The sequence below is a fragment of the Microcystis sp. LE19-84.1B genome (assembly GCF_027531875.1).
Lineage (GTDB): Bacteria > Cyanobacteriota > Cyanobacteriia > Cyanobacteriales > Microcystaceae > Microcystis > Microcystis panniformis.
The window spans coordinates 18,612-34,125 of sequence record NZ_JAPZSR010000485.1 but is presented as its reverse complement, the minus strand read 5'-3'; the positions used below and the strand labels follow the sequence as shown (position 1 = coordinate 34,125).

The 15,514-nt window shown below is 41.2% G+C and carries 15 protein-coding genes; 11 read left to right on the top strand and 4 right to left on the bottom strand.

Features of this window, described 5'->3' with window-relative positions; all coding sequences use genetic code 11:
* Positions 1-234: putative dsRNA-binding protein (locus O9324_RS27005; protein WP_287633426.1), on the top strand; the 234-nt coding region annotated here is incomplete at its 5' end.
* A 19-nt stretch (positions 235-253) separates the two neighbouring features.
* Here the strand turns inward: O9324_RS27005 and O9324_RS27000 are convergent.
* Entirely contained in the window at positions 254-1,033 is a 780-nt protein-coding gene (locus O9324_RS27000; RefSeq protein ID WP_288141818.1) for a Crp/Fnr family transcriptional regulator, read from the bottom strand.
* Between the two features lie 170 nt (positions 1,034-1,203).
* Here O9324_RS27000 and O9324_RS26995 point away from each other — a divergent pair, with 170 nt between their 5' ends.
* From O9324_RS26995 to O9324_RS26965, 7 genes are all read left to right on the top strand, one after another.
* A complete protein-coding gene (locus O9324_RS26995) occupies positions 1,204-2,247 on the top strand; it encodes a sulfate ABC transporter substrate-binding protein (protein ID WP_002789376.1) in 1,044 nt (347 codons plus the stop codon).
* Positions 2,248-2,259: 12 nt separating this feature from the next.
* Positions 2,260-2,601, top strand: coding sequence for an NIL domain-containing protein (locus O9324_RS26990; protein ID WP_002768372.1), 342 nt, complete (start codon positions 2,260-2,262; stop codon positions 2,599-2,601).
* A 196-nt stretch (positions 2,602-2,797) separates the two neighbouring features.
* Positions 2,798-3,640: a sulfate ABC transporter permease subunit CysT gene (cysT, locus tag O9324_RS26985; RefSeq protein WP_002768373.1), complete on the top strand. Its 843-nt coding sequence runs from the start codon at positions 2,798-2,800 to the stop codon at positions 3,638-3,640.
* 42 nt (positions 3,641-3,682) lie between these two features.
* Positions 3,683-4,525 (top strand): sulfate ABC transporter permease subunit CysW, encoded by an 843-nt coding sequence (gene cysW, locus O9324_RS26980; protein WP_002768374.1) that lies wholly within the window; start codon positions 3,683-3,685, stop codon positions 4,523-4,525.
* Positions 4,526-4,639: 114 nt separating this feature from the next.
* Positions 4,640-5,680 carry a sulfate/molybdate ABC transporter ATP-binding protein gene (locus O9324_RS26975; RefSeq protein ID WP_002768375.1) on the top strand — a complete coding sequence of 347 codons (1,041 nt, stop codon included), beginning with the start codon at positions 4,640-4,642 and terminating at the stop codon, positions 5,678-5,680.
* 246 nt (positions 5,681-5,926) lie between these two features.
* Entirely contained in the window at positions 5,927-7,114 is a 1,188-nt protein-coding gene (locus O9324_RS26970; protein ID WP_287629484.1) for an AAA family ATPase, read from the top strand.
* 24 nt (positions 7,115-7,138) lie between these two features.
* Positions 7,139-7,750 (top strand): DUF4276 family protein, encoded by a 612-nt coding sequence (locus tag O9324_RS26965; RefSeq protein WP_002768377.1) that lies wholly within the window; start codon positions 7,139-7,141, stop codon positions 7,748-7,750.
* A gap of 137 nt (positions 7,751-7,887) precedes the next feature.
* Here O9324_RS26965 and O9324_RS26960 read toward each other — a convergent pair whose 3' ends face one another.
* The gene (locus tag O9324_RS26960) at positions 7,888-10,524 is read right to left on the bottom strand and encodes a M1 family metallopeptidase (RefSeq protein ID WP_288141817.1); all 2,637 of its coding nucleotides are present in this window, start codon (positions 10,522-10,524) and stop codon (positions 7,888-7,890) included.
* Positions 10,525-10,528: 4 nt separating this feature from the next.
* Here O9324_RS26960 and O9324_RS26955 point away from each other — a divergent pair, with 4 nt between their 5' ends.
* Positions 10,529-10,966, top strand: a complete 438-nt coding sequence (locus O9324_RS26955; RefSeq protein ID WP_043996694.1) for a DUF4079 domain-containing protein — start codon at positions 10,529-10,531, stop codon at positions 10,964-10,966.
* A 102-nt stretch (positions 10,967-11,068) separates the two neighbouring features.
* Positions 11,069-12,169 (top strand): CobW family GTP-binding protein, encoded by a 1,101-nt coding sequence (locus O9324_RS26950; RefSeq protein WP_288141816.1) that lies wholly within the window; start codon positions 11,069-11,071, stop codon positions 12,167-12,169.
* Between the two features lie 90 nt (positions 12,170-12,259).
* Here the strand turns inward: O9324_RS26950 and O9324_RS26945 are convergent, their stop codons facing one another.
* On the bottom strand, positions 12,260-13,171 hold the full coding sequence (locus O9324_RS26945) for a metal ABC transporter solute-binding protein, Zn/Mn family (RefSeq protein ID WP_288141815.1): 912 nt from the start codon (positions 13,169-13,171) through the stop codon (positions 12,260-12,262).
* A 134-nt stretch (positions 13,172-13,305) separates the two neighbouring features.
* Between O9324_RS26945 and thrS the strand changes: the two genes are divergently transcribed.
* Entirely contained in the window at positions 13,306-15,105 is a 1,800-nt protein-coding gene (gene thrS, locus O9324_RS26940) for a threonine--tRNA ligase (protein ID WP_288141814.1), read from the top strand.
* A gap of 59 nt (positions 15,106-15,164) precedes the next feature.
* Here thrS and O9324_RS26935 read toward each other — a convergent pair whose 3' ends face one another.
* Entirely contained in the window at positions 15,165-15,461 is a 297-nt protein-coding gene (locus tag O9324_RS26935; protein ID WP_002743720.1) for a DUF7219 family protein, read from the bottom strand.
* Between the last annotated feature and the right edge of the window lie 53 nt (positions 15,462-15,514).

The window sequence follows — 15,514 nt, the reverse complement described above, 5'->3', positions numbered from 1 at the left end:
GAATCGCCATCTTTTATCGATGCTAAAAATCTCTTTCAACAGTGGGCGCTGGCTAATTTCGCCTCTAATCCAGAATATGCGATCATCGATGTTACCGGACCGCCCCACGCTAGGGAATTTACCGCCGAAGTGCGGGTTAATAACCTTCTCTACGGTACAGGTAAAGGTAAACGGAAACAGGATGCCACCAAAGCGGCTGCCGAAGATGCCTTAAAGCGCTGTCAATTGCAATAATAAATAGGGCCAAACCTGCTTATCTTAGGGGCCACCAATTAACTTTATCTCTGGTGGCACTGTAAACTTCTTTTAACCCCTCGGCATCCAGTACCCGAATTAAATCCCCCGTCGATTCTGAGGCAATTAATCCCACGTTTTGCAATCCTTTTAATACCTGTTCGACGGTGCGTTGATTGAGTTGACAAGCGCGAGCAATCACATCGACGGATAAATCAAAAGTATAGATATTTTCGGCATCTGGTTGACTGCCTAATTCTCTTTCTTGATAGATTAAAGCTCTCAGTAAAGTGGCTACAGCTTGGGGTGGATAGCTACTACAATTAAGCAGATGATACTCGAATTTTTGCTGTAATTCAAATAAAAAACAGTACCGTTGACGAAAACTTTCGTTATCGTTGTAAATCTTTTCTAGGGACGATAAGGGAATTTTCAGGACGTGGGTAGTTTTATAGGATTCCACCAAACAGGGAAAGGCACGACTGGCTAAACCATAACTAAAGGGTAAACTCCTCATACCAAAACAGCCGCCAGGGTAGGTAATGGCAATAATCCGGTCGAGGGGAGTGCTGCGGACAACGATTACACCCTCATCCAAAATCACATACAAAACATCTAGAAATTCATCGGGGAGAAAAGCCGTATAGACGGGACGATTGGAAAATAGCCTCTCTAGCTTGAGATTGTCGGCATCGAGATACTGACTTAACCAAGCTTCCTCTAGTCCGCGAAAGAGAAAACTCTGGTTAATCAGTTGTTGTAGGAGGGTTGTTTTTTTGGCTTTGACGCTCTTGCCCATAGTCTCAAACCTAGATGTAGCACTGATTTTATCTTCTCACAGTTTCCCTTGTTATCGCCTTATTCCCAATTTGTTTTATAAATGTATTGAAATTTTATTTCCTGTGCTGTAAGATTAAAGCAGACCTGAAAACAGATACAACCTCAGAGTAAAGCTTAGGAGCGCCGCCGATGCCGTCATCCCAGTCTTGTTTATCCCTACTCATGGCAACTGTCCTGACGGGAGGAATGCTGGCATCTTGTACCTCATCCCCCACCAATAGCGGCAATGACAGCCAAAAACCCGTGACTGTGACGCTTGTTTCCTATGCTGTTACCCAAAGCGCCTACGAAAAAATCATTCCCAAATTTGTCGAGGAATGGCAACAAAAAACGGGGCAAAAAGTAACTTTTGAACAGAGTTATGGTGGTTCCGGTTCCCAAACTCGCGCCGTTATCGATGGTTTAGAAGCGGATGTGGTAGCGTTGGCTTTAGCTTTGGATACCAAGAAAATTGAGCAAGCGGGATTAATTCAACCCGGTTGGGAAAAAGAAGCTCCGAATGAATCTATTGTTCATAAATCTGTGGTGGCTTTTGTTCCTCGCGATGCCAATATTAAAATTAATCAATGGTCAGATTTAGCCAAGGATAATATTAAAGTTATTACCGCTAATCCCAAGACTTCTGGCGGAGCGCGCTGGAATTTTCTCGCTCTTTGGGGTTCGGTGACGCAAGCAGGAGGTAGTGAAGAAGCGGCGGAAACTTTTGTCGAAAAAGTGTTTAAAAATGCGCCAGTTTTACCTAGAGACGCTCGCGAATCTAGTGATGTGTTTTTTAAACAAGGCCAGGGAAATGTGCTAATTAATTACGAAAACGAGATGATTCTCGCTAATCAAAAAGGTGAGAAGTTAGCTTACATTGTTCCTACTGATTACAACATTTCTATTGATAATCCCGTGGCGGTTGTTGATGCCAATGTGGATAAAAAAGGTACGAGAAAAGTGGCCGAGGCTTTTGTGCAGTTTTTATTTACCCCAGAGGCACAGAGGGAATTTGCTCAGGTGGGTTTTCGTCCCGTTGAACCGACGATAGTTAAAGAGTTTGAGAGTAAATTTCCTCAGATAAAAAATCTCTTTACCGTGCAGGATTTAGGAGGTTGGGATCAGGTACAAAAACAATTCTTTGATAGTGGAGCCGTCTTCGATAAAATTTTGACTAAAGCTGGTAAATCTTAAAGGAGAAAAACCATGGACAATCAACCTCAATGGCAAACTATTAATCATCCCCAAAGTGACTTACATCTCGATCAATCTGGACTTGATCGCCCCACTTCCCGAAGAATAAAAATTCGCATTCCTAAACAATATATTAACGAGCCTATTATAGCACGTTTAGGTTCTTTTCCTGGTCTAAAAGTGAATATATTTTCCGCTTTGTTAGCTGCCAATAATAATCAAGATGGCTGGTTCGATCTACAACTACAAGGCAACTCCCAAGGGATAGAAAATGCCCTTTCCTATCTGGCAGATTTAGATGTAGAAGTTTGGTATGATTCAGCACAAGTTCTTGAAGAAGCGGACAATTGGTAATCTCTAATCGGCACCCCCCCTGATCAAGGCGGATCCCCACCCCCCTGATCAAGGGGGGATTAAGGGGGGATCGGCACCCCCCTGATCAAGGGGGGCAGGGGGGATCGGCACCCCCCTGATCAAGGGGGGCAGGGGGGATCAAAGGCAAAATTTATCTTCTATTTAATTGGAACTACTTACTTAGCAATAATTAACAATGGCTAACCCACAATTATCTTTATCTCCCAGTCAACCCCTGAAAAAAGTTTCTATTCCTTGGGTAATTACCATTAGTTATCTAGTGGTTTTGTTGGTTTTACCGGCAGCGGCATTATTTGCTAAATCCCTAACTCTTGGTTTTGCCGAATTTTGGCGCATCGCCACTTTACCGATTTCTTTATCCGCTTACCAAGTCACTTTTTTTACTTCCTTAATCGCCGGATTAATTGACGGAGTTTTTGGCACTATTATCGCTTGGGTATTAGTGCGGTATCGATTCCCGGGTAAAAAAATTGTCGATGCTTGTGTAGATTTGCCCTTTGCTTTACCCACTTCTGTTGCTGGTTTAGTCCTAGCCACAGTTTACAGTGATAACGGTTGGATCGGTCAATTTTTTGCCCCCTTTGGCATTAAGATATCCTTTACCATTTTAGGGGTTTTTGTGGCGATGTTATTTATCGCTTTACCCTTCATTGTCCGCACCCTACAGCCGGTTTTACAGGAAATGGAAAAAGAAGTAGAAGAAGCGGCTTTATCTTTAGGTGCTTCCTCTTGGCAAATCTTTTGGCTAGTGATTTTTCCCACAATACTACCGGCTATTTTAACAGGAGTTGCCCTCGGTTTTGCCAGAGCGATCGGTGAATATGGTTCTGTAGTTATTATCTCCTCTAATATCCCCTTTAAGGATTTAATTGCCCCAGTTTTAATCTTCCAAAGACTAGAGGAATATGATTACACAGGGGCGACAGTAATCGGCATGGTTTTATTACTGGTTTCCCTACTGATGTTAGTAGTAATTAATTTCCTGCAGCAATGGGGGCAAAAATACAGAGTTAAGTAAAGAGTAAAAAAACATTAGAGTATGACTGGAGACAGATCAAAAATGCAGAATCCAAAAGCCTTAACTAAAACGAAAGAATGGGATTACAAACCCCTATTAATTATCGTCGCCCTTGTTTATCTTGCCTTCTTGCTTTTTATTCCAGCAGCGGCAGTATTTTACTATGCTTTTCGCAATGGATTCCAAGCTTTTTTAGAAGCGGCGGGAACTTCTGACTTTATCGAAGCGGTAAGATTAACAGTAATTATTGCCCTAATTACTGTACCCTTAAACACAATTTTTGGACTTTGTGCAGCCTGGGTAATTGCTCGCAATCAATTTCGTGGCAAAACGTTATTAATTAGTTTAATTGACTTACCTTTTGCCGTTTCTCCTGTGGTAGCGGGTTTAATGATTGTACTGCTCTATGGGCGCAATGGTTGGTTAGGTTCTTTTCTAGAATTTTTCGATATAAAAATACTTTTTGCTTTACCCGGAATGGTATTAGCAACTATATTTGTTACTATGCCTTTTGTCGCTAGAGAAGTTATCCCAGTCTTAGAAGAAATTGGCTTAGAACAAGAGGAAGCGGGGCGCACTTTAGGGGCAAATGATTGGCAGATTTTCTGGCGCGTAACTTTACCCAATATTCGTTGGGGATTGATGTACGGAGTGCTGTTAACTAATGCCCGGGCGATGGGAGAATTTGGGGCGGTTTCTGTGGTTTCTGGCAGTATTTTAGGCAGAACTGCCACCCTGCCAATTTTCGTAGAACAGGCTTATAAAAATTATCTCACTCCTGCCGCTTTTAGTGCGGCGGCTATTCTAGCTTTACTAGCGGGAGTTACTTTAATTATCAAAGAAATTCTCGAACGTAAAACCGCCCACAAAATTCACACTACATAACTACAAAAAACCTAAAAATTATGAGGGCGTTGGGTTTCATACTTCAACCCAACCTCCGTTCATCTTATATTTAATTCCACCCACCTACTTACTTAACTACAATTAACCTAAAATATGAGTATTACCATCCAGCAAGTTTCTAAACGTTTCGGCAACTTTCAAGCTTTAGATAATATCAATTTAACCATTCCTGAAGGTAAATTAGTCGCCCTCCTCGGACCATCGGGATCGGGAAAATCTACCTTATTACGTTCAATTGCGGGATTAGAAACTCCCGACAGTGGCGCGATTATTATTAATGGACAAGATACCACTCATCTAGATCCTAGACGGAGAAATATCGGCTTTGTTTTCCAACATTATGCCCTATTTAAACATTTAACTGTCCGTCAAAATATTGCTTTTGGTCTAGAAATTCGCCAGCAAAAATCGCCAGTAATTAAGAAAAAAGTTGAGGAACTATTAGAATTAATTCAATTACAAGGATTAGGCGATCGCTATCCCGCCCAATTATCGGGAGGACAACGGCAGCGAGTAGCTTTAGCCCGCGCTTTAGCCATTCAACCGAATGTATTATTATTAGATGAACCCTTTGGAGCTTTAGATGCAAAAGTCAGAAAAGAATTAAGGGTATGGCTGAGAAATTTACACGAAGAAGTTCACGTTACCAGTGTTTTTGTTACCCACGATCAAGAGGAAGCAATGGAAGTAGCCGATACGATTGTCGTGATGAATCATGGTAGAATTGAACAGGTGGGTTCTCCCGCCGAAATTTACGATCATCCTGCCACACCTTTTGTGATGCAGTTTATTGGGGAAGTGAATATTTTACCTAATCTAGCAGGATTAGGTAATGGACATCATCCGGGGGATAATTCCACCGTTTTTATCCGTCCCCACGACCTAGAAATTATGCCCAATCAAGATGGGTTGAATAGTTGGGCAGTGGTAAAAAGAGTTATTCATTTAGGCTGGGAAATACAAGTAGAATTAATGTTAGCCGATGGGGAAATGGTGGTGGCTTATCTCAATCGTGAGGAGTACAAGCAGTTACAGTTACAACCAGAACAAACGGTACATTTAAAACCAAGAAAAGCGACCTTACTCACTGATTTTGACAATCCAAGTGAGAAATTTATCGATTACTCAATTTAAAAACTCTGGGTTTATTAGAGAGTTTTTTATAAAATAAACCTTAAAGCCAAGTCAAGGCTGATTCTGGTCTGGACAAAGCAGATGATGGGGAAACTCAGGAAAGAGAAACGGGTGTATCTGATCACCCATTGGATTTGGTATTATAAGTAGAGATTACTAAAAATTGAGCAGTTTTTTCGGGGAACTGGGGAAATTAACAGCTAATCTGGGACAAGACGAGCTAAAAGCAGCAGAGAGCAACAATCAATGTCTAAAAACTCTATACCTCGAATCGAAAATCTGCGCGTGCAAAATTACCGAGCTTTACAGGACTTAGAATTAAAAAGCATTACTCCTTTAACCGTTTTTCTCGGTTCTAATGGGAGCGGAAAATCTACCATATTTGATGTCTTTGCTTTCCTCTCTGAATGTTTTACTGTTGGTTTAAGAAAAGCTTGGGACAGACGGGGAAGATTTAAAGAATTAAGAACTAGAGGACAAGAAGGTTACATCATTATCGAATTAAAATATAGAGAAACCAAAGACTCATCTTTAATTACCTATCATTTAGCTATTAATGAAGCTAACAATCGCCCTTATGTTGCCGAAGAATGGTTACAGTGGAGACAAGGAGCGAAGGGTAAACCTTATCGCTTTTTAGACTTTAAAGAAGGGGAAGGAATAGTGATTAGTGGAGAAAATCCCAAACCAAAAGATAAACGAATTTCTGAACGATTAGACTCCCCGGAATTTTTAGCTGTTAGTACCCTGGGACAATTGGCCAAACATCCCCGGGTTAGTGCTTTGCGTCGTTTTGTCACAAGTTGGTATCTTTCCTACTTAACCGCAGATAATACTCGCACTCAACCAGAAGCAGGAGCGCAAGAAAGATTATCCCCAACTGGTGACAATTTACCTAATGTTATTCAATATTTAAAAGAAGATCATCCTCAACGATTAGAATCTATTTTACAAACCCTTTCTCGTCGAATTCCTAGATTAGAAAAAGTAGAAGCATCTATTATGCCGAATGGACAGCTTTTACTTCAGATTAAAGACGCACCTTTTCAAGAGCCAATTCTTGCCAAATTTGCCTCCGATGGCACTTTAAAAATGTTGGCTTATTTAACTATTTTATATGATCCAAGCCCGCCGCAATTACTGGGAATAGAAGAACCAGAAAATCATCTTCATCCCCGTTTATTACCTGCATTAGCAGAAGAATGTCGGGCAGCGACCGCAAGTACACAATTAATGGTAACAACTCATTCTCCCTTTTTTGTAGATGGTTTGAAACCAGAAGAAGTTTGGGTACTTTATCGAGATGAAAATGGTTTTACTCAAGCTAAACGTACTTCAGCAATGCAAGGAGTTAAGGAATTTATTCAAAATGGTGCTTTGTTGGGTCAATTATGGATGGAGGACTATTTTGATGTGGGTAATCCTAGCATTTAAATTTAATAGCAAAGGAGGGAAAAAGTGCATCTTGAATTTTTAGTCGAAGAATTTTCTACCCAAGAATGTTTAAATCAAATTTTACCTAAAATATTATTTGAGAATGTCACCTATAAAATTCATGCCTTTCGAGGTAAATCCGATTTAATCAAAAAGCTACCGGAGCGATTAAAAGGCTATCAATGCTGGATACCCGATGATTATCGAATCATTATTCTTGTAGATAGAGACAATGAAGATTGTCAAATGCTCAAAGAAAAGTTAGAAAATATTGCCCAACAAACAGGAATGATAACCAAAACGATTAGTGAAGATAAAAAAACATTTCAGGTGTTAAATAGAATTGCTATAGAAGAACTAGAAGCTTGGTTTTTTGGTGATATTCAGGCTATAGTCTCAGCCTATCCCAAAGTTTCTACTAATGTGGGACAGCAAGCAAAATACAGAAAACCCGATGAAATTACGGGCGGAACTTGGGAAAACTTAGAAAAGATACTTCAAAAAGCTGGGTATCATCGAGGAGGTTTAGAAAAAGTGAAAGCAGCCAGAGAAATTTCTCAATTTATGACTCCTGCTCATAATTGTTCTCCTAGTTTTCAGATTTTTTATCAAGGTTTATTGGCGATGATTAGCTAAGGATGTTTAGGAAAGTCAATGATAAAACTTCTAGGTTACTGTCAAGGATAAATTAATTTTTAACTGTTGAATAAATTGTTGCATAATTGTTCAAAATTCGGTGTTTATATTGACTGATAACTGATAACTCAGGTTAACTAACTATTTTTCGCCTCTAATTTGGTCAAACGACTTTTAAGTTCCTGATTTTCCTGTTTCATTTTTTCTAATTCCTCGCGAATTTCCTGAATTGCTTTGTCGGAACCTAATTTTTTCTGGACTTTTTGTACTGCTTCCTCGGCTACACGACGGACGCGACCATCGGGAGTTCGATCGCTCAAAGCTTGTAAAATAGCGATAGCTTTGGCATTTTCTATCTGTCCTAAAGCGTTACACAGTGCCACTTGTGTCAAGAAAAAAGTTTCCTTGGCAATGGTTTCTAAACGTTCCAAAATTACGGTTAATTTATCCGTTGTTTGTCCCGAAGAAATTGCTCCCAGGGCGCGGATAGCGGCTAATCTCAGGGGTTGAGGCGTGCCTAAAGCCGTGTAGGTCAAAATTGACTCCAAAGCCGCCGGCGAGGTTTTTAACTGGCTTAAACCCCCAATCGCGCCCGCTCTTACTACCTCATTCCACCCCTTTCTTGACTGTAAAATGTGATTGAGCAGGTCAATAATTTCCCCTTCTTGATTTTGCAATTGTCCCACGGCCATGGAGCCTAATCCTCGCGCCGTGGCCGCTTCCACATAATAACTAGCATCTCCAGCTTCTAATCGGGATTTAAGCGCGTTATAACTATCTAAGGTTTTAATTTCACTTAATCCCTCGACAATTGCCCGACGTACTTGCGCTTTTTCGTCGTTTAAACCTTTAATTAAAGCAGTAACTGCCTGATCTAAACCAAGAGTTGCTAACTGTTTGGCCACCTCCACACGCACACCCCAAAAAGGCTCATTTTCTAGGGATGTCCCTAAAGCTTCGATCGCATCTAAACCGCCTTTTTTAGCAATGGCTATGGCTGCATAGATACGGGAAATTGGATCGGGATCCTGTTGTAATTGCGCTTTTAATTCACCGATGGGATACTCAAGAGTGACGGTTTTGAGGAAATTATTACCCCGATCGAACTTGACAAAATCGGGCTTTTGTGCTAGGGGAAAATAGAAACTTTGTTCTTTTTGGTGAATCCGGAGATTGTAGGTAAGATCCTCAGAGTTGATATAGGCAAAAGCGACGGGAATTTTCAAGTCGAATAGTTCCTTTTCATCCTGAGTTTGGGTGACGGTTAATTGGGCTAAATTATTCTCATTGTCCCAACTGTAGGACACCTTATAATCGGGATGACCACCGCGATAAACGTACTGATCAAAGAGGAATAATAAATTGTAGCCAGTCGCTTTTTCGATCGCCCGCAATAAGTCCACAGTTTCTACGGTTTTATGGGCATTATCCCGCACAAAAGTATGAATCGCTTTTTCAAATAAATCTTCCCCTAAAATAGAGCGGATCATCTGATAAACACAAGCACCTTTTTCGTAGAGATGACGATCATAAAGTTCGATCGCTTCTCGATAAACATGAGTAACAATCGGACGACGATAGCGGGAAGTATCTTCTTCTAAATAACTTCTTGCTTCCCCTAATAAATAATAACTAGCAGCAGCTTTTCCGTATTCCGATTCTGTCCATAAAACCTCAGAATAGGAGGCCATTCCCTCTTTAATCCAAGCGTGAGACCAGTGTTTAATTACCACTAAATCACCGAACCATTGATGAGCTAATTCATGGGCAACTAAGCTTTCTGTCCAAGTATGATCGATGCTGGCTCTTTGATCAATTAAACAGCGATCGGTTAAAATTGTGGTGGAAGTATTTTCCATCCCACCAAAAATAAAATCATCTACACAAACTTGCGCGTATTTGGGATAGGGATAGGGATAACCAAACTTTTGGCTAAAAAACTCGATCATGCGGGGAGTTTTACCCATACTTCTTTGTCCCTCTTCTTCCCGTCCTTTTTCCACATAATAAGTAACAGGAACACCATTCCATGAGTCGCATAATTCGGCAAAATTTCCCACCGCAAGAGTCATTAAATAGGTAGGATGAATTTGCTTTTGTGACCAGTGATAAATTCTGTCCTCACCAACGGGTTCCACTGAGATTAATTCCCCGTTAGAAATAGCCATATAGGGTTGGGGAATTTTAACCCGAATTTCGGAGGTGGCTAATTGGCCGGGGTAATCAAAACAGGGAAACCAAAAGCGAGAATCTTCATCTTCTCCCTGGGTCCAAACTTGCATCGGTTTGTCGGGATAGTATTCGTCGGGGGCAATAAAATATAATCCCCGTTGTGGTTGGTTAACTTGATAGTTAATCGTCAGGATAATCGGTTTATCGCTGGTGGGTTGTAGCAGATGAATGGTCAGCAGAGAACGATCATAGTCAAAGGGTTGACTGATACCTTCAATGAACACAGAATTAATATTTAGATCCACTGCATCCAGGGTTAAACTGCTAATTCCCTGACGAATGGGGGTGAGGGTAATCTGACAGCTGCCCTGAAAACTTTGTCGGGGAATATCAATAATTAAATCGAGAAAAATATGATTAACTTGTCCGGGTCGATCGGGGTTATAATGGGGTTTAGCCCCAGGTAACTCAAAGGGTTGACGCTGATTATTTTCCGTGTCGATGGTGAGATGAGACATATTAGCCCTAACTTGCTGATTTTTGTCCGGTAAACTTAAATTAACACGATCGGTCGTCCCTTTCCTTGCTAACAATAATCCCACCCCTATGAATCTCCCCTCCTTTCTCTGGTTATGGAAAATTGCCGCTTGGTCGATGGGATTTGCCCTCTTTGCCTATTTTTTACTAGCGGTTTCGGGGGTAAACATGGGTTATCGACGACTTGCGGGCCAATCTCGACCAAAATGGTTAAGATCCTTTCATCTCCTCAGCGGCCTGATCATGGTTGCTTTGGTCTTAATTCTGCTGGGAATCGGATTAGTGGGAACAATCGGTCATTATGGCAGTTTAGGTCACTCTTCCCACCTGATAGCGGGTTTATCGGTGGTTTTTCTGGTTTTTGTTTCGGCAATTAGCGGCCTGAACATTACAACCCGTCCACCTCTAGCGCGGTCTCTCCACATCGGCACTAATCTTTTATTGTTTCTGGGTTTTCTTTTTGTTAGCCTAACAGGATGGGATGTGGTGCAAAAATATCTACAATAAAAATAGTCGGCGATCGAGTGGAGACTGTTCGATCGAGAAAAACTAGCCATCTCATCCCGAAAAATCGCTTTTTAGTGACAGAATACTCACCCCCAAATCATTATGCAAACCGTCGAATCACAAGCTATTAACACGATGTCAGTGCCAAAAAAAGGGCTACCGGTAACAATTATTACTGGTTTTCTTGGTAGTGGTAAGACTACTCTCCTCAATCATATTCTCAGCAATCAACAGGGATTAAAAACTGCTGTTCTTGTCAATGAATTTGGTGAAATCGGTATCGATAATGAACTGATTATCAGCAGTGATGACAGCATGGTAGAATTAAATAATGGCTGTATTTGCTGCACGATTAACGAGGATTTAATTCAAGCAGTTTATAAAGTTCTCGAACGTCCCGAAAAAATCGATTATTTAGTCGTAGAAACCACGGGATTAGCCGATCCTTTACCAGTAGCTTTAACCTTTTTAGGAACGGAATTACGGGAAATGACTCGTTTAGATTCCATTGTCACTATGGTGGATTGTGCCAATTTTAGTCTCGATTTATTCAACTCGCAAGCGGCCTTAAGTCAAATCACCTACGGTGATATTATTGTTCTCAATAAAACCGATCTAGTGGATGAAGGGGATGTGGATTCTTTAGAAATAAGAATCCGGGACATGAAGGAAGGAGCAAGAATTATTCGCACTAGCAAAAGTCAGGTTCCTTTACCCTTAATTCTCAGCGTCGGACTATTTGAATCGGATAAATATTTCGACACAGAAGAAGAACACCACGACCATCATCACCACGATCACGATCACGACCATTGCGATCATGATCACGATCATCATCACCACGATCATGATCATGATCATCACGACCATTCCAATCATTTAGAGGTAGATGGATTTACTTCTATTTCCTTTGCTAGTGACCAACCTTTTTCGATTCGGAAGTTCCAATATTTCCTCGATAATCAGTTACCGGAAAGCGTTTTCCGCGCTAAGGGTATTCTCTGGTTTGATGAAAGTCCTAAACGTCATATTTTCCACCTCAGTGGTAAACGTTTTACTCTCGAAGATGACGAATGGAAAGGTACTCCAAAAAATCAGCTAGTTCTTATCGGTCAAAATCTCGATCATGAAACCCTAAAAGAACAGATTAACAATTGTCTCATTTTACCTGCTGTCAATCGCGGTAAAGGATTTGGGAAATAGATAACCATCTCTTGCGGGGGTGTTAGCCTACGGTAACGCACCCCCATCACCTAAATTCCCCACTTCCCCACTTCCCCCAATTATTTATTTTTATTCGGGTACTTTTCCTCCTAAAGATTCCACGATCGATCGAGTATTTTCTTTCAGCATTTTTACATAACTATCCCCCCCAGTACCCACCGCGCCGATCGAATCAGAATATAATTGTTGTGGTGCTAATTTCACCCCCGCTTCTTCGGCTACAGTGGTAATTAAAGCGGGATTAATAGTCGTCTCGGCAAAGATAGCAGGAACCCGGAGATTTTTAATAGCATCGGCTAAATTTTTCACCGTTTGGGCGCTAGGTTGTTCTTCCGTACTAATACCAATTAAAGTTCCCGCTACTGTTAAACCGTAGGCATGAGCATAATACTGAAAAGCGTCATGAGTGGTGACTAATTGTCTTTGGGAAGGGGGGATAGTTTCAATAGCCGCAGTAATCCAGCGATCAAGATTTTCTAATTCTGCGATTAATTGGGCGGCATTTTCAGTAAAAATCTCTTTATCTTCGGGACTTAATTCAATCAATTGATCTCGGATTTTTTCCACCATGATTATGCCATTTTTCGCCGAACCCCAAACGTGGGGATCGGGGACTTTCTGCCCCTCTTTTTCCAATTGTAAAGGCTTGATTGCTTCTCCCACAGCCACTTTTTTAGCTTTAATTCCCGTAGAATTGATCATTTTAATTAACCCCGGTTCGAGATTATAACCGTTATAGAGAATTAAATCGGCTTTTTCTAAAGCCACACTATCGGCGGGAACTGGTTCATAAACGTGGGGATCATCCCCCGGTTTTAAAATATCTTGATGGTCAATTTCTTCACCGCCCACTCGTGCAGTTAAATCGGCGATAATTGTGCTAGTGGATATTACCTTCGGTTTTTGGTTATCCGTCGTATTAACCGAAGAATTACAAGCAACCAATCCCAAAAATAAACAGGATAAAATTAGTTTTTTCATCGAGAAATAGAGATGAGGGGTTAGAGGTTAGAGATGAGGGGAAATGGCATTGATATCTATCCTGATTTTTTTCCTGACTAAAGACTCCTTTTACTATTAAAATAGAGAATAGAGAAGGTGTAAATTGAAGAGATATGGATAACCAAGCCCCGATTAAACTACCGAAAACCAGCGAATCCGACCACCTCAAGCGCATTCGTCACACCACCTCCCATGTTATGGCCATGGCGGTGCAGAAATTATTCCCGAAAGCCCAAGTTACTATCGGGCCTTGGACTGAAACCGGATTTTACTACGATTTTGATGTGCCGGAACCTTTTACCGATAAGGATCTCAAGGACATCAAAAAAGAGATGGTCAAAATCATCAATAAAAAACTGCCGGTCATTCGCGAGCAAGTTTCTCGGGAAGAGGCGGAAAAGCGCATTAAAGCGATTAATGAACCCTATAAGCTGGAAATTCTGGCGGGAATTCAAGAACCCATCACCCTCTATCATCTTGGGGACGCTTGGTGGGATTTGTGCGCTGGTCCGCACCTAGATAATACAAGTGAACTAGACGTTAAGGCGATCGAATTAGAGACGGTAGCGGGTGCTTATTGGCGCGGGGATGAGAATAAAGCCCAATTACAGCGCATTTACGGCACGGCATGGGAAAATCCCCAACAATTAGCCGAATACAAGCGCCGTAAGGAAGAAGCACTCAAACGCGACCATCGGAAATTAGGCAAAGAATTAGGTTTATTTATTTTCTCTGATTCTGTCGGGCCGGGGTTGCCTTTATGGACACCGAAAGGAACTTTAATTCGTTCTTTGTTAGAAGATTTTCTGAAAAAAGAACAGTTAAAACGCGGTTATTTACCCGTAGTTACTCCCCATATTGCTCGCGTCGATTTGTTTAAAATTTCCGGTCACTGGCAAAAGTACAAAGAAGATATGTTTCCCATGATGGCAGACGATGAGGAATCTGCTAGTAAGGAAATAGGATTTGTCCTCAAACCGATGAACTGTCCTTTTCATATTCAAATCTATAAAAGTGATTTGAGATCCTATCGGGAATTGCCGATGCGTTTGGCAGAATTCGGGACAGTTTATCGTTACGAACAATCGGGAGAATTGGGAGGATTAACTAGAGTTCGCGGTTTTACCGTCGATGATTCCCATTTGTTTGTCACTCCCGAACAATTAGACAAGGAATTTTTAAGCGTTGTTGATTTAATTTTGACGGTGTTTAAGAGTTTACAACTAAAGAATTTTAAGGCGCGATTGAGTTTTCGTGACCCCGAATCGGATAAGTATATCGGTTCCGATGAAGCTTGGGAAAAGGCACAATCAGCGATTAGAAAAGCGGTGCAAACTTTGGGGATGGATTATTTTGAAGCTCCTGGAGAAGCGGCTTTTTATGGTCCGAAATTAGACTTTATTTTCCAAGATGCCCTCGAAAGAGAATGGCAGTTAGGAACGGTACAGGTAGATTATAATTTACCCGAACGTTTTGAACTAGAATACGTTGCCGAAGATGGTAATCGTAAACGTCCAGTGATGATTCATCGCGCACCTTTTGGTTCTTTGGAACGTTTAATCGGTATTTTAATCGAAGAATACGCGGGAGATTTTCCTCTTTGGTTAGCCCCTGTCCAGATACGATTATTACCGGTTAGTGATACTCAATTGGATTACGCTAAAGAGGTGACAGTGAAAATGCAGTTGTTAGGAATTCGCGCCGAAACCGATACCAGTGGCGAACGTTTGGGTAAAATGATTCGCAATGCTGAAACCGCAAAAATACCCGTGATGGCAGTGGTGGGGGCAAAAGAAATGGAAAGTAATAGTTTAAGTATTCGCACCCGTGCCACGGGCGATTTAGGAGTAATTAGCGTCGAGGAAGTGGTGGCAAAATTAGAAACTGCCATCCAAAATCACGGTAATTTTTAAGCGTTTGCTCATCTAATTCTATGGGGCAGAAAATATTTCTGTCCCAGCATTTTTTTCCTTTAGGTATCATCATCTTTTTGAAAGGGATTTTCCCCAATGCCTAGGCCTTTTTTGCTCTGTTTTAAGTCTTTCCAGAGGGCTTTAATTTTTTGGTAGGCTTCTAGAGAACTGATTTTGCCCCCCGTTTCTAGATTACAAATAAAACTGACTTTTTGGGCAAATTCCTGTAAATTGGCGTTAAATAGCAAGTTTTCTGGCTTAAATTCACCATAGTAGGGGGCGCGAGGATAGAGAAAATCCTCCTTGCGGCGATCGGGGAGATTCGGGTTATCATCGTTAGGAGGATTCTGGTTCATAGGGCGATGGCGGGTAATTGTGCGGAATTTCTTTAGATTTTTCGGTAATGGTA

Coding starts and splice junctions, on each gene's coding strand:
- thrS (WP_288141814.1), top strand. CDS start 13,306: ATGGATAACCAAGCCCCGATTAAACTACCGAAAACCAGCGAATCCGAC.
- cysT (WP_002768373.1), top strand. CDS start 2,798: ATGGCTAACCCACAATTATCTTTATCTCCCAGTCAACCCCTGAAAAAA.
- O9324_RS26975 (WP_002768375.1), top strand. CDS start 4,640: ATGAGTATTACCATCCAGCAAGTTTCTAAACGTTTCGGCAACTTTCAA.
- O9324_RS26990 (WP_002768372.1), top strand. CDS start 2,260: ATGGACAATCAACCTCAATGGCAAACTATTAATCATCCCCAAAGTGAC.
- O9324_RS26950 (WP_288141816.1), top strand. CDS start 11,069: ATGCAAACCGTCGAATCACAAGCTATTAACACGATGTCAGTGCCAAAA.
- cysW (WP_002768374.1), top strand. CDS start 3,683: ATGCAGAATCCAAAAGCCTTAACTAAAACGAAAGAATGGGATTACAAA.
- O9324_RS26970 (WP_287629484.1), top strand. CDS start 5,927: ATGTCTAAAAACTCTATACCTCGAATCGAAAATCTGCGCGTGCAAAAT.
- O9324_RS26945 (WP_288141815.1), bottom strand. CDS start 13,171: ATGAAAAAACTAATTTTATCCTGTTTATTTTTGGGATTGGTTGCTTGT.
- O9324_RS26935 (WP_002743720.1), bottom strand. CDS start 15,461: ATGAACCAGAATCCTCCTAACGATGATAACCCGAATCTCCCCGATCGC.
- O9324_RS26995 (WP_002789376.1), top strand. CDS start 1,204: ATGCCGTCATCCCAGTCTTGTTTATCCCTACTCATGGCAACTGTCCTG.
- O9324_RS26955 (WP_043996694.1), top strand. CDS start 10,529: ATGAATCTCCCCTCCTTTCTCTGGTTATGGAAAATTGCCGCTTGGTCG.
- O9324_RS27000 (WP_288141818.1), bottom strand. CDS start 1,033: ATGGGCAAGAGCGTCAAAGCCAAAAAAACAACCCTCCTACAACAACTG.